This window comes from Bradyrhizobium sp. S3.2.6, assembly GCF_040546885.1.
In the GTDB taxonomy this organism is placed as follows: Bacteria; Pseudomonadota; Alphaproteobacteria; order Rhizobiales; family Xanthobacteraceae; genus Bradyrhizobium; species Bradyrhizobium cytisi.
Genome location: NZ_JBEPOS010000005.1, coordinates 240,878 through 264,743 on the forward strand (window position 1 = coordinate 240,878; position 23,866 = coordinate 264,743).

The following is a 23,866-nucleotide window of genomic DNA, read 5'->3' on the forward strand; positions in this document are numbered from 1 at the left end:
CAGTGTTCCGCGCTGCCTTATATGCGGAGCATAATTCCGCGAAACCGCCGTCAAATCCCTAAACGATGACCACACGATCCGGGTTGCATGACGATCGCGTCGCTTGATTTCTTGACGAGATGCAATGGCCCGGTGCAGACGAGCGGCGCGGGGAACGGCCGTGCCATTCATCGCGAAAAAATCCAGGAGAAATGGATGAAGTTGGTGAAGACCTCGATGATCGCATGCGCTCTGTCGGCTCTTGTTGCCGCGCCCGTACTCGCGCAAGGCGCACCGCCCGCCAAAACAGGCGGCACCGTGCAAAGCAAGCCCATGCAAGGCAGCACGATGGGCAGTGGCGACGAGGAGATGAGCGCTCAGCCCGGCGCAGCTGGTGAGAAGACCGGAATGAAGTCGACCAAGAGCACCAAAGGCACGGTCGGCACGACGGGCAACGCTGCGCACAAGGGGACCGCCGACGATGCCGCGACGGGCGGCGCAGCCACGGGCAAGCGTTACTAGAACGCTAAAACTCCGGTCGCGCCCTGCGACCGGAGTTTCCTCCGGTTGTGTCCGTCCTGCTAATCGTCGAAGCCGCGTCCGCCTCCGCGTCCGGCCTTGATATCGCTGCGGCGCTTCTTGCCCTCGAGGCGGCGCTGCTTGGAGCCAAACGTCGGCTTTGTCGCGCGACGCGGCGTCGGCCGTATCATCGCCTCACTCAGGATATCGACGAGCCGGTCGATGGCGTCCTGGCGATTGCGCTCCTGGGTGCGGAAGCGCTGGGCGTGGATCACGATCACGCCATCCTTGGTCATGCGCTGGCCGGCGATGCGGGCGAGCCGGATTGCCGCATCCTCCGGAATGGTCAGCTTGCGCGTGTCGAAGCGCAGCTGGGCCGAGGTCGCGACCTTGTTGACGTTCTGCCCGCCCGGGCCGGAAGCGCGGACGAAGCCGATCTCGATGTCGTCCTCGTCGATGACGAGATCGCGGGATATCCGCAGCATGATGGCACCATTGGTGATGCCCGGACATATCGCGGACGTCCATTTTCGGCAATGGTGCATCTGGAAACGCAAATGGCCGGGCGAGCCCGGCCATTTCAGGAAACGTCAGGGGACGTCAGTCCGACTTGTCAGTCCGACTTGGTCGCCGGTGCTGCAGCCGGCTGTGCGGCAGCCTGCGGGGCGCGGCCGACGATGACGGTCAAAAGCCCCTGGGCCCACAGCCGCTTGGCAGCGGCCTTGGCGTCGTCCAGCGTCACCGCGTCGACGATACCGTTGCGCTTCTCGATATAGTCGATCGGCAGCTTGTCCTGCTGATACTGCAGCAACGCCTGCGCGAGCTTGGAGGAGGTGTCGAGCGCCAGCATCTGCGAGCCCTTGAGATAGGACTTGGCCTCGTCGAGCTCCTTCTGCGTCGGGCCCTCGTCGGCGATGCGGCGCACCTCCTTCTCGATCGCATCCATGGTGTCGCCGGCACGGTCGGCGCGGGTGCCGGTGTTACCGATGAAGATCGCCGAATGCTCCATCCAGAGCAGGGATTCGAATACCGAATAGGCCAGACCGCGCTTCTCGCGGACCTCACGATAGAGCCGCGAGGACAGGCCGCCGCCGCCGAGGATATGGTTGACGACATAGGCCGCCATGAAGTTCGGATCGCTGCGCATCACGCCGGGACCGCCGAAGGTGATGACGGTCTGCGGCACGTCGAGCGGCACGAAGGCGCGCTGCGGCGGCTTGGCGGCTTCGACGTCGGGGACCGGCGTCAGGGTGGCCTTGGCAGGCAAGCTCCCAAACGTGTGGTCGAGCAGCTTGCCGAGGGTGGCCGGATCGACATCGCCGACGACGGCGATCTTCAGCGTGTCCTTGGCGAGGATACGGCCGACATAATCCTTCATGTCGGCGACCGTGATGGTCGGCACGCTCTCCAGCGCGCCGGCGGTCTGCTGCCCGTAAGGGTGATCGCCGAACGTCATCTCCAGGAATTTGCGGCTCGCGAGCGAGCTCGGGTTGGTGGTGTCGCGGCGCAGGCCCGAGATCACCTGCGAGCGGATGCGTTCGACATCGGCGGTGTCGAAATGCGGCGAGGTCAGGGCCGAGCGCAACAGGTCGAAGGCCTCGTCCTTGTTGTCACGCAGCATGCGCAGGCTGCCGCGGAAGGTATCGCGGGTCGCGCTGAAGGAGAGCTCGATGGCGCGGCGGTCGAGCCGCTCATGGAACGTCTTGGAATCGAGATCGCCGGAGCCTTCGTCGAGGAGGTCGCCGACCAGATTGGCGACGCCGGGCTTGTCCTTGGGATCCTGCGCCGAGCCACCGGCAAAGGAATATTCCATGGCGATCAGCGGCACGGTTGCGTCCTGGACGAACCAGGCCTCGATACCGCCCGGCGAGACCAGGTGCTGGATTTTTGCCGCCGCCTGCGAGGGCGAGACCGAGGCAAGCGCGAGTGCCGCGCCGGTGGCGACGGACAATACGAAGTGACGTGTGCGTAGGAAGTGTCTTGCGCGAAGGAAGGAATGGGTCACGAACGCTTCTCCTCGCGCTTGGCGGTAGCGGTATCCTTGATCAGATAGCCGGTCACCGAGCGCTTCTTCTCGAGCCATTTCTGTGCAGCTTGACGGACCTGTTCGGCGGTGACGGCGCGGATGCGGTCGGGCCAGCTTCGGATGTCCTCGATCGACAGGCCCGTGGTCAGCGCACCGCCATACCAGCGCGCCAGCACCGCCTGATTGTCCTGGGCGTAGATCGCCTCCGCGATGAGCTGGGTCTTGACCCGCTCGAGGTCCTCCGCGCGGATCGGGTTGGCAACGATGTCCGCGATAACGCCGTCGATGACCTGCTCGATGTCTGCGAAGGTGACACCGGATTTCGGCGAAGCCGAGATCGTGAACTGGGTCGGGTCGAGCGAGATGCTCGAGTAGCTGGCGCTGGCGGAGACCGCGAGCGGCTTGTCGACGACGAGCGCGCGGTAGAGATAGGAGTTGCTGCCGCTGCCCATCAACTGCGCCAGCACGTCGAGCGCGGCGCTCTCGCCGGCCGCAGCTGTCGTCGCCGAGGGCACCAGGTAAAAGCGGCGAAGGCTTGGCTGTTCGACGCGCGGGTCGGACAGCGTGACGGTGCGCGGTGCCGCCGGCTCCGGCTCCTGCGGGCGGACGCGCCGCGCGGGGATCGCCGGCTGGGCCGGGATCGGGCCGAAATTGCGTTCGACCAGCGGGCGCACATCGGCGGCCTCGACGTCGCCGGCGATCACCAGGATCGCGTTGTTCGGCGCGTAGAAGCGGCGGTAGAAGGCGAGTGCGTCCTCGCGATTGAGCTTCTCGATCTCCTGGTGCCAGCCGATCACCGGCCGGCTATAGGGATGGTTGAGATAGAGCGCGGCCATGACCTGCTCGTTGAGCCGTGCGTCCGGGCTGTTGGCGACGCGCATGTTGTACTCTTCGAGCACGACGTCGCGCTCGGGCAGCACATTCTCGTCCTTGAGGATCAGGCCGGTCATGCGATCGGCCTCGAACTCCATCATGCTCGGCAGTTGCTCCCGCGGCACGCGCTGGTAGTAGTTGGTGTAGTCGACCGAGGTCGAGGCATTCTCGTTGCCGCCGACGCGGAGCACGGTCTGCGAGAATTCACCGACCGGGTGCTTCTCGGTGCCCTTGAACATCAGGTGCTCGAGGAAGTGGGCGAGGCCGGATTTGCCCGGCGTCTCGTCGGCCGAGCCGACCTTGTACCAGATCATCTCCGTGACCACGGGCGTGCGGTGGTCCGGGATCACCACGACCTGGAGGCCGTTGCTGAGCGTGAAGCTGGCGGGCGGCGCCGACGTGACCGTCGTCTGGGCGGTTGCGCTGCCGACGTCGAGGGCAGATGTCGAGAGCAGCGCGGCGAAGAGGCAGGCAACCGATCGGTGTGAGGACATCACGATCCTTGTGAAAGCCCGGACCCTGAGGTCCGGGCGTGAAAGCACGGCATGCTACACCGCGCGGCTTTGAGCTTCGGGTCACGAAGCAGAGAATGCGGTCAAGTTGTACTTAAAAATAGGTCATCTGCCGCGCCGGCCTACACCGGACGATTGCGGCGGGTCCACGCCTGCGTGCGACGGGCAAGGAGCTTATTGCTCCTTTTCCTTACCCGACCTGACGTCGAAATAGGTCCGCCGCGACTTATCCTCGCCGGTACCATAGGCATAGCTCGACGAAGGCGTCTGATATCCCGGCGGCGGCTCGGTCAGAGACTGGCGCGGCGGCTCGGACGTGAATTGCTTGCTCTCGTCCTTGTTGTTCGAAAACATCTTGAACAGGCCGCCGGTGTAACCGAGCTCGGCCGGGCTCATCGTCGGGTGGTTGGTGTTGCTGCCTGGCTGGATCGGATCATTGGTGGTTTTGTCCGGGGCGGCCGTCTTATGGGCGTCCAATTCGGCCGGCGACAGCGGGCGGGCGTTTTGCAAGTACTCCGCTGCTTTGTTGCCCGCCTTCTTCCGCTGAGCGATGGCCTCCTTGCGGCGCTTCTCGTCGGGATCCTTGGGCCAGTTTGGCGCATCCTTGGCGTCAGCGCTGGCGGGCGGCGGCAGGTCGAGCTTGGGCGGCACCACCAGCGGCGACCGCTCGCGGTACTCGATGCCCTTCTTTTCCATGCTCTTGGCGCCGATGCCGGACATCAGATTGTCGATGAGCTTCTCTTCGAAGGTCATGTCGTCATCATCGTCGCCGTCGTCACCGGCGCGGACCGGGCCTGCCGACATCACGAGACCGATGCCGAGGGCGACGGCTGACAATTTCAGCGCCAGCCAAAGTCCCCGCCGGGCGTCTCGGCCGATCGAACCGCTGGTCTCGGAGCTACCCATGCCTATACCTGTTCCATACTGTGGCAGTCTTGATCGTGCCGGTCTCGCCGCGTCTCGCGCGACCACCCCTCGCCAAGCAAGGTTCCGCCTCCGGTCCGTATCAGCCGGGATCAGGGCGCTTTTGCGGCGGGTACCCCGAGGAAGGAATCATACAATAAGGCCGCCACCCCAGCAACGATCGCCACGTCCGCCAGGTTGAAGACGTACCAATTATAGGTATTTCCGGCGATTTCGATGTGGAACAGGGCGAAATCGACCACCGCGCCATAGGCCAGGCGGTCGATGCCGTTGCCGATGGCACCGCCGATGATCAGTCCCAGGGCCACCGTGGCGAGCCGAGTCTGTGACCGCGCCATCCAGATCGCGAGTGCAATCACTGCGACGACCTTCACCGCCATCAGCGCGAGTTGCGCGGCCCGATCGTCATTCTGGAGCCAGCCGAAGCTGATCCCGATGTTCCAGGCCAACACCAGGTCGAAGAACGGCATCACCTTCACCACGCCGCGACGGGCAAGGTCGAACCCATTCAGCAGCCAGAGCTTTGAGGCCTGATCGGCCACGAGCGTGGCCACGGCTGCGAGAATGCCGGCGCGGAGCGGGGTCATGGCCGGGGATCAGACGCTCACGCCCAACGCCTTCCATTCGCGCAGCGCCTTGGCGTCGCGCGGGGTGACGTCGGGATATTCAGGGTCTTCACCCACGGTCGGCGAGATCTTCCAGGAGCGGGCGCATTTGGTGCCGACAGCCTTCTCGACGACGACCGCGACGCCGGGCACGGCATCGAGACGGAATGCAGAGGCTGGTGCCGCGCCCTCACGCACCTCGTAGTTCGAGGTGATGCAGATCTCGGCAAGATCGGTGTCGAACAATTTCGCCAGCATCTCGCGGTCGGCGACATAGATCACCGGCGAGGCTTCGAGCGAGGAGCCGATGTTCTTGGCGGCACGTTCGAGCTCCAGCGCGCCGGTGACGACGCGGCGGACGTTGCGGATGGTCTCCCACTTCGCGGCGAGCTTGTCGTCAAAAAGTCTTCCCATTCCACCGGGGAACTGCGTGAGGTGCACCGATGGCGCAGCATCGGGCCTATACATCGCCCAGGCCTCCTCGGCGGTGAAGCTCAGAATCGGCGCAAGCCACTTCAGGACGGCGTCGCACAGCAGATCGATCGTCGTCAGCGCAGCCTTCCGCCGTAACGAGGACGGTGGGTCGCAATAAAGCGTGTCCTTGCGGATATCGAAGTAGAAGGCTGACAGTTCGCTGTTCAAGAAAGCAGATAGTGTGGCGACCACGTTCTTATAGTCGAACGTGGTGTAGGACGAGCGAATCACGGCTTGTCGCATCGCAAGCTCGTGCAGCATCAGCCGTTCGAGCTCGGGCATCTCGGCGGGCGCAACCGCATCAGCCGGCTTGTAGTGATCCAGCGTGCCGAGCATCCAGCGCACGGTGTTGCGCAGCTTGCGATAGGTCTCGACCGTGTTCTTCAGGATCTCGGGGCCGATGCGCTGATCGTCGGTATAGTCGCAGGACGCGACCCAGAGTCTCAGGATATCGGCGCCGGATTCCTTGATGACGGCCTGCGGTTCGATGGTGTTGCCGAGCGACTTCGACATCTTGCGGCCGTCCTCGGCCTGGGTGAAGCCGTGGGTCAGCACGATGTCGTAGGGCGCGCGGCCCCGCGTGCCGCAGCTCTCCAGCAGCGAAGAGTGGAACCAGCCGCGATGCTGGTCCGAGCCTTCGAGATACATCACGGTGTCGGTGCCACCGTCGACCTTGCGCTTGATGCCGGCGAGACCGGGGAATTGCTCGGGGTCCTCGAGCACGAAGGCGTGTGTCGAGCCGGAATCGAACCAGACATCGAGAATATCGTCGACCTTCTGCCAATCCTCGTTGGCCCGCGGCCCCAGGAAGCGCTCGCGCGCGCCGGTCGCATACCAGGCGTCCGCACCTTCCTTTTCGAAGGCGTCGCCGATGCGGGTGTTGACGGCCTCGTCCTGCAGGATCTCGGCGGAGCCGTCGCCCTTCTCGAGGACGAAAACGGCGATCGGCACGCCCCAGGCACGCTGGCGCGAGATCACCCAGTCGGGGCGGGCCTCGATCATGCCGGTGATGCGGTTCTCGCCTGACGGCGGCACCCATTGCGTCACCGAGATTGCGTGCAACGCGCGGGCGCGCAGCGTATCGCCGGACTTGGTCTTGCCATCAGTGGCAATGTCCTTGTCCATCGCGATGAACCATTGCGGCGTGTTGCGGAAGATCACCGGCTTCTTCGAGCGCCAGGAATGCGGGTATTGGTGCTTGAGCCGGCCGCGCGCGAGCAGCATGCCCTTGTCGACGAGCGCCTTGATCACGGCCTCGTTAGCATCGCCTTTCTCACCCTTGTCGGTGATGACGCGCTTGCCCGCAAAACCCGGCGCGTGGTCGGTATAGGCGCCGTTCTCGTCGACGGTGTAGGGGATCGCGCTGTTGATACCGCGGGCATCGAGCTCGCGGGTGCTCGCCGTCCAGACGTCGAAATCCTCGCGGCCGTGGCTGGGCGCGGTGTGCACGAAGCCGGTGCCTGTGTCGTCGGTGACGTGGTCGCCGGACAACAGCGGTACGATGAATTCGTAGCCGCCGGCGAGCCCCTTGAGCGGATGGGCGCATTCGATCGCGTCCATGGTGTCGCCGGGGATGTCGCGCACCTTCTCGTAAGCCGTGACGCGTGCCTGCTTGAAAACCTCTGCGGCGAGCGCGTCGGCGAGGATCAGCAGATCGCCGGTCTTGGCCCAATTGTCAGCCGGGGCGTCCGTCACCTTGTAGAGGCCATAGGCGATCTTCGGCGAGAACGAGATCGCGCGGTTGCCCGGCAGCGTCCAGGGCGTGGTGGTCCAGATCACGACGCTGGCCGAGGCCAGCGCGCCATGCGCGGGCGAGGTGATCGGGAATTTCACCCAGACCATGTCGGACGTGTAGTCCTCGTACTCGACCTCGGCTTCGGCCAGCGCGGTCTTCTCGACCACGCTCCACATCACCGGCTTGGAGCCGCGATAGAGCGTGCCGTTGGCGGCGAACTTCATCAGCTCGCGCGCGATGTGGGCTTCGGCCGGATAGTTCATGGTGGCGTAGGGGTGATCCCAGTCGCCGATCACGCCGAGGCGCTTGAACTCCTCGCGCTGCACGTTGAGCCAGTGCGTGGCGTAGGCGCGGCACTCTTTGCGGAAATCGATCATCGCGGCTGAGTCGCGGAAGTCGGGCTTCTGCTTGCCCTTCTTGCGGTAGTGCTCTTCCTCAACCTTCCACTCGATCGGCAGGCCGTGGCAGTCCCAGCCGGGCACGTAGTTGGAATCGAAGCCGAGCATCTGCTGGCTCTTGGTGACGAGATCCTTCAGGATCTTGTTCAGCGCCGTCCCGATATGGATGTTGCCGTTGGCATAGGGCGGGCCGTCATGCAGCACGAACTTGTCGCGACCCTTCGCGCCCTCGCGCAGCTTCTCGTACAGGCCGATCTCGTACCAGCGCTTGAGGATTTCCGGCTCGCGCTGCGGCAGGCCGGCGCGCATCGGGAATTCGGTCTGCGGCAGGAACAGGGTTTTCGAATAGTCTTTGACTTCGGATTTTTGGGACTTTTGCGGCTTTTCGGACATGAGGCTGACTGGCTCGGAATGGCGCGGGAACGGATGGCGATGCGGAATCGCGGGGTGAAACGACAAAATCCCGGTCTTGCGCCGAGCCGAAGGCTCAGGCGGAAGCCGGGCTGCTAATCCCTATGATGCGCCGCGCAAACATGGGCTCTCCATAGCAGGGGGCTAAGGGAAGCGCAAAGGTCCGGCGGGCCGGCTTTGGGCCTTCAATCGACGGTCCCGAGCCGCGGAAACGCGTCCGGGGCGGCGGCCAGCATAGCGCGAGCGCGGGCGGAATCGTCGTCCATCTGATGGATCAGGGCCTCCAGGCTGTCGAATTTCAGCTCCTCGCGGATGAAGCCGATAAAGGCGCAGTCCAGCGCCTGCCCGTAAAGGTCGCCCTTGAAGTCGAACAGGAAGATTTCGAGCAGCGGCGCGCCATTATCAAAGGTCGGCCGACGGCCGAAGCTCGCCACCCCGCTCAGACGCTCAGGCCCGCGGCCGACCCGCACGGCGTAGATTCCGTGCTTCAGGCCGCAATTGGCGTCGAGCCGGATGTTGGCGGTGGGATAGCCGAGGTCGCGGCCGCGCTTCTCGCCATGGATGACCTCGCCAGTGATGAACCAGGGCGCGCCCAGCATGGTGGTGGCCTCGTCGATCTGGCCCTCGGCGAGCGCGATCCGGATCGCGCTGGAGGAGACCGGGCGTTCGTCGATATCGACATGCGGCTGGACGTCGACCTCGATGCCGAGCCGGGGTGCCTCGTTCACCAAAAGGCCGGGCGAGCCGACGCGGCCTTTGCCGAAATGGAAGTCGTAGCCGACCGCGATGCCACCGATGCCGAGGCGCCCGATCAGGTCATGGTGAATGAAGTCTTGCGCACTGGTGCCGGCGCGGGCCTTGTCGAAGGTCATGACCACGGCACCGGCAAGCCCGGTCCCGGCCAGAAGCCGCAGCTTGGCGCGTTCGTCCGTCAGACGGAATTGTGGGGTGTTGGGGCTGAAGAACCGGCGCGGATGCGGCTCGAAGGTCAGCGCCAGCGCAGGGCGGCCATGCGCCCGGCCCATCTCCAGGGCTGCGGCAATGACGGCCCGGTGGCCGAGATGGACCCCGTCGAAATTGCCCATGGCGACCACGGCCCCCTTCAGGATCGCAGAATCCGGCGTGGTATCGCGGATAACGGTAAATTGCGGGGCCATCAGGGGAATTCTCGAGCCGGCGGGACCGGCCGGGACCGTGGCTTGACCCGACCGGCGAAGTCAAGCCGGAGGGGCGGATGCACGGAACGGCGATTTCAATTCAGCGGGTGCGGCCCCAGTTAACGCGCTGTTTAACGCCTTGGTGCTAGTGCTTGAAACGTGGAACCGCGGGCTACGGCCGGCAGGTCCGATCGTAATATTTCCTGGGTTTGCGTTGGGGGAGTCGAGATGGCGGTTGATTTGTCGATGTCGGTTCTGGTGGTGGACGATTACAGCACCATGATCCGTATCATCAGGAATCTCCTGAAGCAGCTTGGCTTCGAGAACATCGATGATGCCAGCGACGGCTCGGCGGCTCTGAACAAGATGCGCGGCAAGAAGTACGGGCTCGTGATCTCCGACTGGAACATGGAGCCGATGACGGGTTACGACCTGCTCCGCGAAGTGCGGGCAGATCCCAATCTCGCCACCACGCCTTTCATCATGATCACGGCGGAATCGAAGACCGAGAACGTGATCGCGGCCAAGAAGGCCGGCGTGAACAACTACATCGTCAAGCCGTTCAATGCGGCGACGCTGAAGACCAAGATCGAGGCGGTCTTCCCGGACATGGCGAGCGCGTAGGCGCGCTTTGGTGTCCCGGACAAGGCGCGTTACATTAGTAACGCGACGCTGAGCCGGCACCCAGTCCATCCACGACATCACTTGCGGCTTCTGGTCCCCGGCTCTGCAGCGCTTCGCGCTGCGTCCGGGGCGCGATAGTTCCTACCACTTCAATTCGCGCATCAGCGCCTTCGGCGGGTGGCCGAACAATTCCGTCACTGACTTGGGATCGAGCTGGTCGAGGCCCTCGAACTCCTCGGCATGGATGCCGCGGGTGACGAACAGGCAGTCGACGCCGAATTCACGTGCGCCGGTCAGGTCGGTGCGGACGGAATCGCCGATCGCCAGCACCTTTTTCCGATCGATTGGATGCCCCTGGCGTTCGCCGGCGAGCGCCATCGCGCGCTCGTAGATCGGTCGGTGCGGCTTGCCGTAGAAGATCACCTCGCCGCCAAGCTCGCGATACAGCTCGGCAATCGCGCCGGCACAATAGATCAGCCGGTCGCCGCGCTCGACCACGATGTCGGGGTTGGCGCAGATCAGCGTCAGCTTGCGCTCGCGCGCCTTGAGCATCATGCCGCGATAATCTTCCGCGGTCTCGGTCTCGTCGTCATAGAGACCGGTGCAGACGATGTAGTCGGCCTCTTCCAGCGGCGCGGTTTTCGCATCGAGGCCGCGATAGATCGAGTTGTCGCGCTCGGGGCCGAGCCAGAACATCTTGCGGCCGGGATGCTCGGCGACATAGTGCCGGGTCAGATCGCCCGAGGAGACGATTGCGTCATAGGTCTCGTCGGCGACACCGAGCTTGCGCAGTTGCCGCTGCACGGAGGCGGCCGGGCGCGGCGCGTTGGTGATCAGGATCACCGTACCGCCACGGCTGCGATAGGTGTGCAGCGCCTCGCAGGCCTCGGGGAAGGATTCCAGCCCGTTATGGACCACGCCCCAGATGTCGCTGAGCACGACGTCGACCCCGCCCACGAGCTCGCGCAGGCTTTGGGCGAAATGCAGCGTGGTCATGATGCGTGCGGCCGATCAGATGCGGCGCGCCAGCGCCGCGTTGCCGGTGATGCGCGATGACGGGGCGGCAGGCGCCGCAGCTGATGTTGCGCCTGGGCTGGGTGTTCCGGAGCCATTGGATCCCTGAATGTCCTGCGCCGGGTTCGACGCGGCCCCGCCGGTAGCAGATGCCCCCTCGGGCCGCAATGGCCGGGGCGGTGCGAACAGAAAGCCCTGGCCGAACCGCACGTCATAGTCGAGCAAGTCGATCACCGCGCGCTCGCCCTCGATCCGCTCCGCGATCAAATCGATGCCGAAGCGGCCGAGCAGGTCGGACAGGTCGGAGGGATGAATATCCGAGGTCGACGCCTGCTTGGGGTCGAGCAGGAGCGAGGCCGGGACCTTGATGAAGCGCACGCCGCGGTCGGCGAGCTCGCGCGGCTCGATCCGCAAGTCGGTGACATGGTCGATCGAGAAGCGGAAGCCGCGCTGCGCGAGTGCCGCGAGATTCTCGGTCTCTGCAGGGCCGAGGCCGCGGAAGGTCGACTGCTTGAACTCCAGCACCAGCGATGGCGCGAGCGCCCGGTTGGCTTCGAGGAAGTCGAGGCATTGCGCGAAGGTGGTGGAATTGCCGAGCGTCGAAGCCGCGACGTTACAGAACACGCCGACATCCTTGTTGCGCACCATCAGCCGCCGCAACACCTGGACACAGCGCAACAACACCATGTTGTCGATGCGTCCGATCAGCCCCGAGACCTCGGCGATGCTGATGAACTCTTCCGCGGCAATCAGCTGGTCGCGCTCGTCGCGCACCCGGGTCACGGCCTCGTAGAAGCGGACCTTGCGCTGCGGCAGCGTCACCATCGGCTGGAGGAAGATGTCGATGCGGTTCTCGTCGATGGCGTTGCGCAACGTCACCAGCATCTGGGTCTGGTTGCGGCCATTGACCGTCGAAACGGCACTGGCGGTGTGGGTCTGGACGGCCGGCGGCGTCGGCCGCGGCGGTGCGGGAAGCGGCGGAGGAGCGGCCGCACGTTCCTCGAAGGGCGCCATCAGGTCGATCGGTGCTTCCGGCTCCGGCCTGGTGGCCGGAGCGGGGGCCGGCGCCGGCGCGTGACCGGCCAGCAGGTCCTCATGGGTCGACACGGTGGCGGCAAGCTGCCTGACCAGCCCGCCGAGCTCGTTGATCTCGCCGACCACCGACTGGACACGATCGGAATTGGTCGAATTGGACGAGGCGATACGGCCCTCGATCGCGGCGAGCCGGCGGCCGTACTCGGCTACCTGGCGGGCGAGATCGGCGGTGCCGCGCGACAGGTCGGCGATCTGCCCGCCGACGTCACTGCGGTCGCGCAGCCGCATCGAGACCGCGTTGTAGAGGATCAGGAAGGTCAGCGCGGTCAGGGCCACGATCGCGGATTCGGTTCCGCTGATGCCGGCGACCGCGTAGAGCACGAGCCCGAGCGAGGCCGCGACCAGAACCATGCAGATGGCGATGAAGATCGTCGAAATGCGAATCATGCCGCGCGTTATGCCTCAAGATCTGACTGCCTCACCCGGGAAAACACGGGCCGCAATTCGCACCCGTCACGCCTCATGCTTCCCAAGCATGCACGACCCTAACATCATTGTTGATTCGAGGGGATAGCGGCCGCACGCGGCGAGTGCCGGGTCAGGACGGCGCGGCGGCGCCGACCGTGTCGGCCGAAACGGCGTCGCGGCTGCCGAGCGGCTTGGGCCGTCCGGTGGTCGTATCGCGCAGGGTCTGCCGCTCGACCTCCGAGTTCAGCTCGGCCCCGAACATGATGACGATGGCCGACATCCACATCCACATCATCAGGCCGATCGCCGCGCCAAGCGAGCCGTACGTCGCGCTGTAGTTGGCGAATTCGGACAGGTACCAGGACAACAGTGCCGAGCCGGCGATCCAGAGGATGGCGGCCGTCACTGCGCCGAGGCTCAGCCATTGCCAGCGCGGCGCATCCCGGCTGGGCGCGAAGCGGTAGAGGATGGCAAGCGCTACCAGCAGGAGGACGAACAGCAGCGGCCACCGTGCGAGAGCGATGACCAGCCTGCTTTCGGGCGCAAGCCCGATATGGTTCAGCGCGAGCGGGAAGGCGACCACGGCGCCCACCATCAACAGCAGCGCTGCGATGCCGCCGACCGTGAAGGCCAGCGACACCAGGTTCAGGCGGATGAAGCTGCGCTTTTCACGCTCCTCGTAGGCAACGTTGAGCGCGTCGAAGACGGATTTGACGCCGGCGTTGGCGCTCCAGATCGCAAGCACAAGGCCGAACAGGAACGTGGCCCCAAGTGCTGTATTGCCTTTGGACACCACGCGGGCGACCTGGTCCTGGATGATCTGGAACGTACCCTCGGGCAGCATCATCGCGAGGGTCTGCAGGTTGCCGGCGATCGTCGAGGGATTGGCGAACAGGCCGTAGAACGAGACGAGCGCGGTTATCGCCGGAAAGATCGCCAGCAACCCGAAGAAGACGACGCCGCCCGCGGTCGCGAGCAAGCGATCTTCATCGATGCGCTGATAGGTGCGCCAGAAAATATCCTTCCAGCCGGCCCAAGGAATTGCGAACGGATCGTTGGAGCGACGGCCGCGTCCGGGCTGCGCGGCCGCACGCCCGGCGCTCGTCTCCGGCGAATTCGCCTCGTTATGGCGGTGGTCCTGCGGAGGCCCCGACCGGATCAGGCCAGACTCCTTGAAATACCGTTCCGCGCTCAGCACGAACACGGCACTGGCTGCCATCAGCAGCCACTTATCGAACTGCTCGGAGCGCCGCGCGGGCATCACGCGTCCGATCCATGCCCGTGCCGCCTTCGCCGCGCGGCAGTGAACCCCAAGACACCTATCGCCGCGAGCATCAGGCCAAGCTGCACCGGTCGGTTGGTGTGGATGGAGCTGGGTTTGCTGCCATTGCCGCGTTCGCCCGGCGCGAGCGGCACTAGGGGAATCGTCGTCGCGACCTCCTTTACCGCCTCCTTGACGGTTCCGAGCGGAATGCGCGGGGTGGCAATCGCCACTCGAAGCCGGCTGGCGAGTGGCACGATCGGCTTGGGCTTGCGCTTCATCTGCACCATGGCGACGCCGGCGCAGGCGACGGCCAGTACCAACAGCACCGCCCCGACGGCCCCAAACCCCCAGAATTGTCCATAGGTGATCGCAACCCACCGGTAGAGAGCGATCAGGCCGACAAAGAGGGCCGCAATCAGGAACAGCCCGGCCACTACGAACAGTCCCACCGCGACCGCGTAGGACGTCACGCGTCCGGTGGTCTGGCTGGTGCGGTCTCGCAGATACGACCGCGCCGCGCGCTTGAGATGGTTGAGTTTCAGCGCCATGCCGGCGCGCAGCAATTCGCCCGATGGCGCGAGCATGCGGATATCCTCCGAAAGCGCGTAACTTCGTTGGGGGATGAACGTGGCGGAATTTGACTTGTTCCGCCGCGTGCTCGATCAACCGAGATCGGCGGCCGCGATCCAGAACACCTCGCCCTCGGAGTCCTCCGTGTCGAGCCAGAGCAGGGGCAGTTCCGGAAAAGCCTCGTCGACCAGCTCGCGACCGCGGCCGATCTCGCAGAGCAGGCCGCCGTCCGGTGTGAGATGGTCTGGCGCATCGCGCAGGATGCGACGGACGACGTCGAGGCCGTCGGCGCCACCGTCGAAGGCGAGCTTCGGCTCGGCCCGGCATTCCGGCGGCAGCGCCGCCATGCCTTCCGCGTCGACGTAGGGCGGGTTGGTGATGATAAGGTCGTATTTGTTGGCGCCGAGCGGCGCGAACAGGTCGCCCCGATGGAGCGTGATCCGCTCATCCAGCCGATGTTCCCCAACATTGCGCGCCGCGACTTCGAGTGCGCCCTTGGAGATGTCGACGGCGTCAACCATGGCATTCGGAAAGTGATATGCGGTGAGTATCGCGAGACATCCCGATCCCGTGCAGAGATCGAGCACGCGCTCGACGGCCGTGGGATCGTCGATCAGCGAACCCGCTTCGCCGTCGCCGCCGAAATGCGAATCCAGGAGCTCGCCAATGAAGGAGCGCGGAACGATGACGCGCTCGTCGACATAGAACGGCAGGCCGCGCATGTAGATCTTGTTGACGAGGTAGGCCGCCGGTTTGCGTGTGGTCACGCGCTTATGGATGAGATCGAGCAGGGTCTTGCCTTCAGCGGCGGTGACGCGCGCATGGCCAAAAATCTCGAACTGGTCGGGATGCAGGTGCAGGGCTTCGCAGACCAGGAAGACGGCTTCCGCCACCGGATCGGTCGTGCCGTGGGCAAAGGCAAGTTTCGCCTCGACGAAGCGGCTGACCGCATAGCGGACGAAATCGATCAGCGTGAGCAGCTCGCCGCGGCCGACCTTCGTGAGTTTTGGCGCAGCGCGGCCGCGCGTGGTCTTTCTCACGGCTCTTGCCATCAGGATCGGGTCCAGCGGGCGGCGGCCTCGTCGTCACGGGCGTGGGCCTCTACCCAGCCGGTGCCGGTGTCGCGCTCTTCCTTCTTCCAGAACGGTGCGCTGGTCTTGAGATAATCCATCATGAACTCGGCCGCCTCGAACGCCGCCCGGCGGTGTTGCGAGGCGGTGAGCACCAGCACGATGTTCTGGCCGGGCATGAACCGCCCGACGCGATGGACGACCGTGACGCCGTTGAGCGGCCAGCGCGAGATCGCCTCGTCGACATGGCGCTTGATCTCTTCTTCCGCCATATCAGGATAATGCTCGAGCGTGAGCGCCGCGATCTTCGAACTGTCCTCGTCGGCGCGACAGATGCCGGAGAAGCTGACGACCGCGCCGATATCGGTTCTGCTCTCGGTCAGGACCGCGATCTCGCGCGCGATGTCGAAATCGTCTTCCTGGATGCGGATCGTGACGGGGCAGCTGGTCATAGGGGGAGTCATGGCCTAGCCGCCGGTCATAGGCGGGAAGAACGCGATCTCGCGGGCGCCAACGATCGCGGCGTCGGCCTTGACGTGGGCGTGGTCGATCGCGGTGCGGATCACCTTCGGCTTCTCGAACGCATAGGCATGAGCCTCGCTTTGACCGGACAGCCAGGCGATCAGCTCCTCGACGGTGCGCACCGTCGGGGGCGGCTCGATCGTCTCCTCGGCCTTGCCGACGCGCTCGCGCACCCAGGCGAAGTACTTCACCCTCATCCCTCGTCCTCCTTGATGAGGTGGTGGATGCCGGCGCGGAAATAGTCGTAGCCCGTGTACATGGTCAGGATCGCCGAGGCCCATAGCAGGACGAGGCCGATCAGCGAGACCATAGGAACGACCTCGTCGCCGGCCGGACCGGCGAGCAGAAAGCCGATCGCGACGAGCTGAACCGTGGTCTTCCATTTGGCGAGCTTGGTCACGGGCACGCTGACACGGAGCGCGGCGAGGTATTCGCGCAGGCCCGAGACCAGGATCTCGCGGCACAGGATCACGATGGCGGCCCACAGCGACCAGCCATGGATGATACCATCGGCGGCCAGCATCAGGAGGCAGGAGGCGACCAGCAGCTTGTCGGCAATCGGGTCGAGCATCCGGCCGAACGCCGATTGCTGATTCCAGATCCGCGCGTAATAGCCGTCGAGATAGTCCGTCACCGCGGCGCCGATGAAGATCGCGACTGCGACCCAGCGCAGCCACAACGGGTAGTCCATGATCGACTGCGCATAGATGCATCCGACCACGACCGGGATCGCGGCGATCCGGCCATAGGTCAGGATGTTCGGGAGGGACATCGCGCGGCTGGTCGTCCCTCGTGTCGTGGCGATGTTCATCGGTCCTACCAATACCGCTCCAGCCTGAAGGTCAACCGTCCGCCCCCAATTGGGGCGCGGGATGCGACGACCATATGACTATAGCTTCGGCCCCTTTAGTTCACCCCGGCTGGGGATGGAAATAGTCGAAAATCCTGCGGGCGCTCTCGGCACTCACCCCAGGAACCTTGCCGAGATCGGCGATCGAGGCGCGTTCGATCTCCTTCAGGGTTCCGAAATGGTGCAGCAGGGCACGTTTGCGTGACGGGCCGATGCCCGGAATCTCCTGCAAACCGGCCTCGCGAATGTCCTTCTTGCGCAGCTTGCGGTGCGAGCCGATGACGAAGCGGTGGGCCTCGTCGCGCAGGCGCTGGATGAAATAGAGCACGGGGTCGCGCGGCTCCAGCTTGATCGCCTCGCGCTCCGGCATGAACAGGGTCTCGCGGCCGGCATCCCGGTCCGGCCCCTTCGCGACCGACATCAGCGAGACCTTGGTCAGGCCGAGATTGGTGAAGATCTCCCTGACGGCGTTGAGCTGGCCGCGGCCGCCGTCGATGATCACGAGATCGGGCCATTGCGGGAAATCGTCGTCCTTGACCTTGGCAGGGCTCTCTTCGGGCGGGCTGATCAGGCGCTTGAAGCGGCGCTCCAGCACCTCGCGCATCATGCCGTAATCGTCGCCGGGCGTGAGCCCTTCGGACTTGATGTTGAACTTGCGGTACTGGTTCTTCACAAAACCGTCCGGGCCGGCGACGATCATGGCGCCGACAGCGTTGGTGCCCTGGATGTGGCTGTTGTCGTAAACCTCGATGCGCTTGGGCGCATGCGGCAGGCTCAGCGTCGTGGCCATGGCGTCGAGCAGGCGGCTTTGGGTCGCAGTATCCGCGAGCTTGCGGCCGAGCGCTTCGCGCGCATTGGTCAGCGCGTGGGTGACGAGCTCCTTCTTCTCGCCGCGCTTGGGCGTGGTGACCTCGATCTTGTGGCCGGCCTTGATCGACAGCGCGTTGGCGAGCAGGTCGCTCTCCTCGATGTCATGCGAGAGCAGGATGGTCTTCGGCGGCGGCTTGTCGTCGTAGAATTGTGCGAGGAAGGACCCCAGCACTTCCTCCGGCGTAAAGGTCTTCTCTGCGCGCGGGAAATAGGCGCGGTTGCCCCAGTTCTGGCCGGTGCGGAAGAAGAACACCTCGACGCAGGAGAAGCCGCCTTCCTGGTGGATGGCGAACACGTCGGCTTCCTCCACCGTGCGTGGATTGATGCCCTGCTGCGACTGGATCGCCGACAGCGCGGCGAGGCGGTCACGATAGAGCGCCGCGCTCTCGAATTCGAGCTCGCCGGAAGCCTTCTCCATCTCGCCTGCGAGCTCCTGCTTCACCGCCTGGCTCTTGCCGGACAGGAAGTCGGTCGCCTCGCGCACCAGCGTCGTATAGCCTCCGAAGTCGATCTCGCGGGTGCAGGGTCCGGCGCAACGGCGGATCTGGTAGAGCAGGCAGGGCCGCGAGCGGCTCTCGAAGAAGGAATCCGTGCAGGAGCGGATCAGGAATGCGCGCTGCAAGGCCGTGATGGTGCGGTTGACGGCGCCGGCGGAGGCGAACGGGCCGAAATAGCGCCCGGGCCGGGTCTGCGCCCCGCGGTGCTTCAGGATCTGCGGCGCCCAATGGTCGCCGGTGATCAGAATATAGGGAAACGATTTGTCGTCGCGCAGCTGCACGTTGAAGCGCGGCCGCAGCTGCTTGATGAGGTTGGCTTCCAGCAGCAGCGCCTCGGTCTCGGTCGTGGTCGAGACGATCTCCACGGTCACCGTGGCCGCGATCATGCGCAGGATGCGCGCCGGCAGCGGGGCACCCTGGCGGGCGTAGTTGGACAGGCGCTTTTTGACGTTCTTGGCCTTGCCGACATAGAGCACGTCGGCATTCGCGCTGAGCATGCGATAGACACCGGGCGAGGTCGGCGCGAGCCGGACCGCGCGCTCGATCGCCTCGTGACCGGTCGCCAGCGGCTCCTCGCCGATCGCGCCGCTCTCTTCCAGAATGTCGGGCAGCCGTGCATCGTCCTCGTCGTCGCCGCCCATGGTGGCGGGATCGAGGTCGGGCGGCGCCGTCTCCTGGGGCTGTTGGAGCGGGGCGTCGGCGGTCGCAACTCGCGGCGATTTGCGCGCGCGTGCGTCGTCCGGATCGTCGGTGGAATCGTGAACCATGGTGCGAATTTAGGCGCTGGGGGAGCCGATTTGAAGTTCCGGCCGTGCCGCACGCACAGAATGGCAGCGCAGCTCCCGGTAACGCTTCCTTAAGTCTGTTAACAGCGCGGTAACGGGTCTTAACAGCCCTTTAACTTAAAACTCTCGATAAATCTTACGCGAAAAAGTGGTGGTTCCGTAACCATGCGGTCTGGCCTTGCGCGGCGGTGCGGGCCTCGCACCCGGTTGCGGCAGTTGCGTTGGAGTGTGTGATGAAGGGGCTCGTTGTGGGCGCAGCCGCGTTGGTTGCAGCCGGCTGGGCGGCTTCGGCAGGGGCCGCCGATCTCAGTTACGGGCAGCGTGCGCCCTATACGGTCAATCAGCCGCTCAATGGCTACAGCTGGGCCGGCCCGTACCTCGGCGCCAATCTCGGCTATGAATGGGGCTCGGTGAGCAACACGCCCGTGAAGCCCTCCGGCTTCGTCGGCGGCGTGCAGGCCGGCTACAATTTCCAGAACGGCCCGTGGGTGTTCGGTGTCGAGGGCGACATCCAGGCCGCAGGCGCCGACGACACTTTTGCACCGTGGAAGTTCTCCAATCCCTGGTTCGGCACACTGCGTGGTCGCGCCGGCTATGCCTTCAGCAACATCCTGTTCTACGGCACCGCCGGCCTCGCCTTCGGCGAGCTGCGCGCGCAGACCTTCGGCTGGACGGAATCGCACACCACCGCCGGCTGGACCGCCGGCGTCGGCGCGGAAGTCGGCTTCGCGCCGAATTGGAGCGCGAAGCTCGAATATCTCTACATCGATCTGTCGTCGAGCCAGTTCGCAATTACAGGCGTGTCAAACGGCTATAGCGCCAGCGTTGTTCGCGCAGGCGTGAACTATCACTTCTGATAGCCAAATAAGAAAATACCGGACTACAGCCTCCCGGCCGCTCGCGGCCGGGACTTTTTTGCGCCAGGCTTCTTGGGGCAGGTTCGCTACGAAAGGATCACGAGATTGACCGCCTTCGGCCCCTTCCCCTTCTTGTCCGGTTCGACTTCGAATGTGATACGCTGTCCTTCGGCAAGGTCCTTCAGTCCCGCCCGCTCAACCGCGGTGATGTGAACGAAGACATCGCGACCGCCGTCGTCCGGCTTGATGAAGCCGTAGCCGCGCTCGCCGTTGAAGAACTTAACCGTTCCCGTATTGGCCATCGGGAAACTCCCCCTCATTGCTCCTCCGTCGCAACGCAGACGCGCGTCGCGACATGACCGGGCATCACGTAGCCCGGGAGAGCTGGCCATCCTTGGGCAGACCCTTCGGTCCGACTGGATCTTTGTTAGGCCTTCACTCCGCCGCAACCATTCGCGGAAGCGGAACGTAAAGCCAGTCACGCCAACAGCATAATACGGTTCTTTGCAGATTGACTACCGCTACTGCATCTTTTTCCCAAGAATGGCGGCGCTTTAGGGGTAAGGCTTTGGTACTTCCAATCGGAATCTGGCAGCGCCGCCTTGGCCGAGCGGCATTTCCAGCTCGGGCAGGATCGTCTTGAGCTCGCCCTGCAGCGTATAGGGCGGATTGACGATCAACAGCCCGGCGGACGTGAGAGGTGCGCCGTCCATCTGCGGCGCGGCGCTGAATTCGAGCCGCAGACATTTTCCCGGAGTCTTTGCTGCAGCCGCGGTCCGCGCCACCAGTTGCGCCAGCGCGTCGGTGGCGCGCCGGCTCTTGGCGGGATACCAGATTACATAGATACCGGTTGGCCATTTCGCATAAGCGGTGGAGAAGGCCTCGCCCAGTCTCTCGAGCTCGTCTTTGGTCTCAAACGGCGGGTCGATCAGCACGAGCCCGCGCCGCTCCTTCGGCGGCACGAACGCGGGCAGCGCCATCCAGCCGTCGAGATCGACCACGCGGGCCTGTTCGTCCCGCCGCAACACGCCGATCAGCGCCTTGCGTGCCTTCGGCTCGAGCTCGCAGGCCACAAGGCGATCTTGCGGCCGCATCAGGCCGCGCGCGATCAAGGGCGAGCCCGGATAGGCCTTGAGCTCGCCCTTCGGATTGAAGGCGCGGACGATGTCCATGTACGGCTTGGTCAGCGCGACGGTCTCGTTCGAAAGGCGCGCCTGCATCAGCCGCGCGATCCCCGTCAGCCACTCGCCGCTGCGGCGGGCCTCGTCGCTGTCGAGATCATAGAGGCCGGCACCCGCATGGGTGTCGATGACGCGGAAGGCGGCCGGCTTGTCCTGCAAATAGGTCAGGATGCGCGCCAGCACGATGTGCTTGATGACATCGGCGAAGTTGCCGGCGTGAAAGGCGTGGCGATAGTTCATGCAAGAGCACTACGCCACGCGATGGCTTGAGCAAAGAGGCACGACAGCCTGAACTACCCACCCCTGATCGGCGGCATCGTCACCTGGTCGCGGCGGCAGGCGCGGCGGTCGAGTTCTTCGCAGGCGCGGAACTGCAAATCCTTGCTGAGGCAGATGCGGACCTCGGAGAGCCGGGTGCGGTTGCAGGTGACCGAGACGGCTGCGTTGCTCAGGCCCGGATTGGCCTTGACGAAGGCTTCTTCCACCTCGCCCGGCGCCACGGTCTTGGCCTGCGACAAATCGAGATATTCGGCCGGAATCTTGATCGCGGCGCGCGCCCTGCGGATCGTCTCGAAGTAGTTGCGGTCGGTCAGCCCCGAGCAGGTGCCGTGCTTGTCCCATTCGTTGAAGATCAGCCCCGGCGCCGGCATCAGATCGAGCATCGAGGAGACGATGTTGCGGTTCAGCCGCGGCGACGGCCGCTGGCAATATTCCGGAAAGCCGTTCTCATATTGCGGCCACAGCCCGTGCACCACGAAGGAATAAGGCCGTCCCTCGCACTGGATATTCGAGCGCCCCCCGCCGCGGCCGCGCTCGGCCGCTTCCTCACAGAAGGACGGTGACCAGGATAGCGACAGCACATAGAAATCGAATTCGCCCGGCGCGTTCTGCCGTTTGTCCTGCGCCTTCGCGCCGCCGGCCAGCGCGATCAGCCCCGCGGCAAGGGTCAATGAGATCACAAGGCGGGAGAGCGAATGCAATCTAAAATGAAACATGGCGACGTCCCTCAACTAGACTGTGCAATAAGCCTAGCAGGCAACAAGAACATTTCAAGAACAAAATTCAGGCGGCCGTCGATCGGCGGCTGGATCGGTTCGAATCAGGGATCTTCGACTTAAGGCTTGGCGGCGCGGCAGGCCGGATTGTAGGCCCAGTTGCGATCGAGCCCGACCACGCACCATTCCACGCCCTGGCCGTAACCGGCAAAGCCGCCGTCCTCGACGATCGAGAAGTGCACCCTGCGCATCTTGCCGTCGTTGAGCATGGCCTCGCCGGTGCAGTAGCGGCGCGGAATGTTGTCGGACGCCCAAGGCCGGAACGCGGTCTCGTGAACGGCCGAAAAGCCCTCGATCTTCAAAGGCGAATTCCAGAACGAGCTTTCCTTCTCCCAGAACTGGTTCGCGATCGTCGGCAGTGCCTTCTCGCAATCGGCGACGTTGCCGTCATAACGGGGCCCGCTCAGCCAGAAATTCAGCTCCAGCGGATTGGCGGCCCTTGCCTCACCGAGCGACAGCGCTCCGAACATGAGGCCGAGAACGGCGGCAAGGCGAAGCGATTTCAGGGAGGTTGAGGCGCGCATGGGCAATCCAGACAGCATGATCCGCGAAGGCAGGACGGTGACGCGAAGGGCGGGAGAGGTCAAGTGCAGCGCGGCAACACTCGGCCACGAGTTGACCATAAGGTCGCAGCCAACGGCCTATCCGTTCTTTTCACCGGCGGTCCGGCACCGTAAAGTGCTGCCAGCCAATCGGAGTGACGGGAATGCGAATCATTGCGGCCGCGGGCCTTCTTGCCTTGGGGATCATGGCGAGCCAGTCGGCGCGCGCCGACATCCTTCCGGTGCCGCCCTTCAAGGGCAACGACACCGGCGGTATCATCGCCTATTCCATGGCGACGCAGACCGATGCGCGCCAGGTCGCGGTGGATCATTGTGCGCGCTACGGCAAGGTGGTGAAATTCCTCGCCGTGCAGGCCTACGAGGGCGGCTACCTCTCCTTTGCCTGCCGCTGGGTGCCTTATGGCGCCGCCGATCGTCCGATCCGCACGCTCTACTGACTCGTTTCGGGACGCCAGAGGTTGCGCACGACATCTCAGCCGGAGTCCCTCGCATGACGCGCAAGCTTGCTTTGCTCGGATCAGTCGCTTGTCTCGGGTTGTCGGCGGTTAGCGCCTCGGCCGACGATTTGCCGGTACGCAAGGCCGGTCTCTGGGAATTGAAGATGGTCAGGACCGGCTCGGCGATGCCGGAAATGACCATGCAGCACTGCACCGACGAGGCTGTCGACAAGCAGATGAACAGCAACATCTCGCCGATGGCCAAGCAGGCCTGCTCCAGGCAGGACGTCAAGAAGACCGCGACCGGCTATGTCAGCGATTCCGAGTGCAGCGTCGCCGGCATGTCCACGACTTCGCACGCCGAGATCACCGGCGATTTCAATTCGGCCTACACGGTGAAGACCTCGTCGCATGCGCAAGGTGGCGCGGTCGGCGCCGCGGGGCGTGACTCCACCATGACGCTCGAAGCGAAATGGCTCGGCGCCTGCAAGCCGGACCAGAAGCCCGGCGACATCGTGATGCCCGGCGGCTTCAAGATGAACGTCCGCGATGTCGATAAGCTGAAAGCGCTGCTGCCGAAGTAGGCGGGGG

At 64.7% G+C, this 23,866-nt stretch carries 25 protein-coding genes; 5 read left to right on the plus strand and 20 right to left on the minus strand.

Going from position 1 to position 23,866, the window contains the following annotated elements; genetic code table 11:
• The first annotated feature begins 87 nt into the window (after positions 1-87).
• Positions 88-501, plus strand: coding sequence for a hypothetical protein (locus ABID58_RS13360; protein ID WP_354032970.1), 414 nt, complete (start codon positions 88-90; stop codon positions 499-501).
• Between the two features lie 59 nt (positions 502-560).
• Here ABID58_RS13360 and arfB read toward each other — a convergent pair whose 3' ends face one another.
• The 7 genes from arfB to ABID58_RS13395 all read right to left on the minus strand — a co-directional run bounded on the left by arfB (position 561) and on the right by ABID58_RS13395 (position 9,613).
• The gene (gene arfB, locus ABID58_RS13365) at positions 561-983 is read right to left on the minus strand and encodes an alternative ribosome rescue aminoacyl-tRNA hydrolase ArfB (protein ID WP_354032971.1); all 423 of its coding nucleotides are present in this window, start codon (positions 981-983) and stop codon (positions 561-563) included.
• Between the two features lie 128 nt (positions 984-1,111).
• Positions 1,112-2,503 (minus strand): M16 family metallopeptidase, encoded by a 1,392-nt coding sequence (locus ABID58_RS13370; protein WP_502916405.1) that lies wholly within the window; start codon positions 2,501-2,503, stop codon positions 1,112-1,114.
• Positions 2,500-3,891 carry a M16 family metallopeptidase gene (locus tag ABID58_RS13375; protein ID WP_354032973.1) on the minus strand — a complete coding sequence of 464 codons (1,392 nt, stop codon included), beginning with the start codon at positions 3,889-3,891 and terminating at the stop codon, positions 2,500-2,502. Before ABID58_RS13375 ends, ABID58_RS13370 begins: the two co-directional genes overlap by 4 nt.
• A 192-nt stretch (positions 3,892-4,083) precedes the next feature.
• A complete protein-coding gene (locus ABID58_RS13380; RefSeq protein ID WP_148751095.1) occupies positions 4,084-4,815 on the minus strand; it encodes a hypothetical protein in 732 nt (243 codons plus the stop codon).
• A gap of 110 nt (positions 4,816-4,925) precedes the next feature.
• Positions 4,926-5,420: a signal peptidase II gene (gene lspA / locus ABID58_RS13385; RefSeq protein WP_148751096.1), complete on the minus strand. Its 495-nt coding sequence runs from the start codon at positions 5,418-5,420 to the stop codon at positions 4,926-4,928.
• 9 nt (positions 5,421-5,429) lie between these two features.
• The gene (ileS, locus tag ABID58_RS13390) at positions 5,430-8,438 is read right to left on the minus strand and encodes an isoleucine--tRNA ligase (protein ID WP_354032974.1); all 3,009 of its coding nucleotides are present in this window, start codon (positions 8,436-8,438) and stop codon (positions 5,430-5,432) included.
• Positions 8,439-8,641: 203 nt separating this feature from the next.
• The gene (locus ABID58_RS13395; protein ID WP_354032975.1) at positions 8,642-9,613 is read right to left on the minus strand and encodes a bifunctional riboflavin kinase/FAD synthetase; all 972 of its coding nucleotides are present in this window, start codon (positions 9,611-9,613) and stop codon (positions 8,642-8,644) included.
• A gap of 228 nt (positions 9,614-9,841) precedes the next feature.
• On the opposite strand from ABID58_RS13395, the gene ABID58_RS13400 reads away from it, so the two are divergent.
• Entirely contained in the window at positions 9,842-10,237 is a 396-nt protein-coding gene (locus tag ABID58_RS13400; protein ID WP_007596883.1) for a response regulator, read from the plus strand.
• A gap of 141 nt (positions 10,238-10,378) precedes the next feature.
• Here the strand turns inward: ABID58_RS13400 and ABID58_RS13405 are convergent, their stop codons facing one another.
• The 9 genes from ABID58_RS13405 to uvrC form a co-directional block, all read right to left on the minus strand.
• On the minus strand, positions 10,379-11,233 hold the full coding sequence (locus ABID58_RS13405; protein ID WP_148751099.1) for a TIGR01459 family HAD-type hydrolase: 855 nt from the start codon (positions 11,231-11,233) through the stop codon (positions 10,379-10,381).
• A gap of 15 nt (positions 11,234-11,248) precedes the next feature.
• Positions 11,249-12,733: an EAL domain-containing protein gene (locus tag ABID58_RS13410; RefSeq protein WP_354032976.1), complete on the minus strand. Its 1,485-nt coding sequence runs from the start codon at positions 12,731-12,733 to the stop codon at positions 11,249-11,251.
• A 151-nt stretch (positions 12,734-12,884) separates the two neighbouring features.
• Positions 12,885-14,015, minus strand: a complete 1,131-nt coding sequence (locus ABID58_RS13415; RefSeq protein WP_354032977.1) for a YihY/virulence factor BrkB family protein — start codon at positions 14,013-14,015, stop codon at positions 12,885-12,887.
• Positions 14,015-14,602, minus strand: coding sequence for a phage holin family protein (locus ABID58_RS13420; protein WP_354032978.1), 588 nt, complete (start codon positions 14,600-14,602; stop codon positions 14,015-14,017). Before ABID58_RS13420 ends, ABID58_RS13415 begins: the two co-directional genes overlap by 1 nt.
• 78 nt (positions 14,603-14,680) lie before the next feature.
• Complete coding sequence (gene prmB / locus ABID58_RS13425; protein ID WP_354032979.1) at positions 14,681-15,640, minus strand: 50S ribosomal protein L3 N(5)-glutamine methyltransferase; 960 nt, start codon at positions 15,638-15,640, stop codon at positions 14,681-14,683.
• Positions 15,640-16,122 carry a molybdenum cofactor biosynthesis protein MoaE gene (locus tag ABID58_RS13430; RefSeq protein WP_354032980.1) on the minus strand — a complete coding sequence of 161 codons (483 nt, stop codon included), beginning with the start codon at positions 16,120-16,122 and terminating at the stop codon, positions 15,640-15,642. Before ABID58_RS13430 ends, prmB begins: the two co-directional genes overlap by 1 nt.
• 3 nt (positions 16,123-16,125) lie before the next feature.
• The gene (gene moaD, locus ABID58_RS13435) at positions 16,126-16,377 is read right to left on the minus strand and encodes a molybdopterin converting factor subunit 1 (protein WP_354032981.1); all 252 of its coding nucleotides are present in this window, start codon (positions 16,375-16,377) and stop codon (positions 16,126-16,128) included.
• Positions 16,374-16,991, minus strand: a complete 618-nt coding sequence (gene pgsA, locus ABID58_RS13440) for a CDP-diacylglycerol--glycerol-3-phosphate 3-phosphatidyltransferase (RefSeq protein WP_148751106.1) — start codon at positions 16,989-16,991, stop codon at positions 16,374-16,376. Before pgsA ends, moaD begins: the two co-directional genes overlap by 4 nt.
• A gap of 100 nt (positions 16,992-17,091) precedes the next feature.
• The gene (gene uvrC, locus ABID58_RS13445) at positions 17,092-19,164 is read right to left on the minus strand and encodes an excinuclease ABC subunit UvrC (RefSeq protein WP_354032982.1); all 2,073 of its coding nucleotides are present in this window, start codon (positions 19,162-19,164) and stop codon (positions 17,092-17,094) included.
• A 251-nt stretch (positions 19,165-19,415) separates the two neighbouring features.
• Between uvrC and ABID58_RS13450 the strand changes: the two genes are divergently transcribed.
• Complete coding sequence (locus ABID58_RS13450; protein ID WP_148751108.1) at positions 19,416-20,039, plus strand: outer membrane protein; 624 nt, start codon at positions 19,416-19,418, stop codon at positions 20,037-20,039.
• Between the two features lie 86 nt (positions 20,040-20,125).
• On the opposite strand, the gene ABID58_RS13455 is transcribed toward ABID58_RS13450, so the two are convergent.
• From ABID58_RS13455 to ABID58_RS13470, 4 genes are all read right to left on the minus strand, one after another.
• A complete protein-coding gene (locus tag ABID58_RS13455; protein WP_027534220.1) occupies positions 20,126-20,341 on the minus strand; it encodes a cold-shock protein in 216 nt (71 codons plus the stop codon).
• Between the two features lie 252 nt (positions 20,342-20,593).
• Positions 20,594-21,460, minus strand: coding sequence for a 23S rRNA (adenine(2030)-N(6))-methyltransferase RlmJ (locus tag ABID58_RS13460; protein WP_354032983.1), 867 nt, complete (start codon positions 21,458-21,460; stop codon positions 20,594-20,596).
• Between the two features lie 53 nt (positions 21,461-21,513).
• On the minus strand, positions 21,514-22,215 hold the full coding sequence (locus ABID58_RS13465; protein WP_354032984.1) for a ribonuclease T2 family protein: 702 nt from the start codon (positions 22,213-22,215) through the stop codon (positions 21,514-21,516).
• A 119-nt stretch (positions 22,216-22,334) separates the two neighbouring features.
• The gene (locus ABID58_RS13470) at positions 22,335-22,799 is read right to left on the minus strand and encodes a hypothetical protein (protein WP_148751111.1); all 465 of its coding nucleotides are present in this window, start codon (positions 22,797-22,799) and stop codon (positions 22,335-22,337) included.
• A gap of 182 nt (positions 22,800-22,981) precedes the next feature.
• Here ABID58_RS13470 and ABID58_RS13475 point away from each other — a divergent pair, with 182 nt between their 5' ends.
• A complete protein-coding gene (locus ABID58_RS13475) occupies positions 22,982-23,275 on the plus strand; it encodes a hypothetical protein (protein WP_148751112.1) in 294 nt (97 codons plus the stop codon).
• A 53-nt stretch (positions 23,276-23,328) separates the two neighbouring features.
• Entirely contained in the window at positions 23,329-23,859 is a 531-nt protein-coding gene (locus tag ABID58_RS13480) for a DUF3617 domain-containing protein (protein WP_354032985.1), read from the plus strand.
• Positions 23,860-23,866 lie beyond the last annotated feature (7 nt).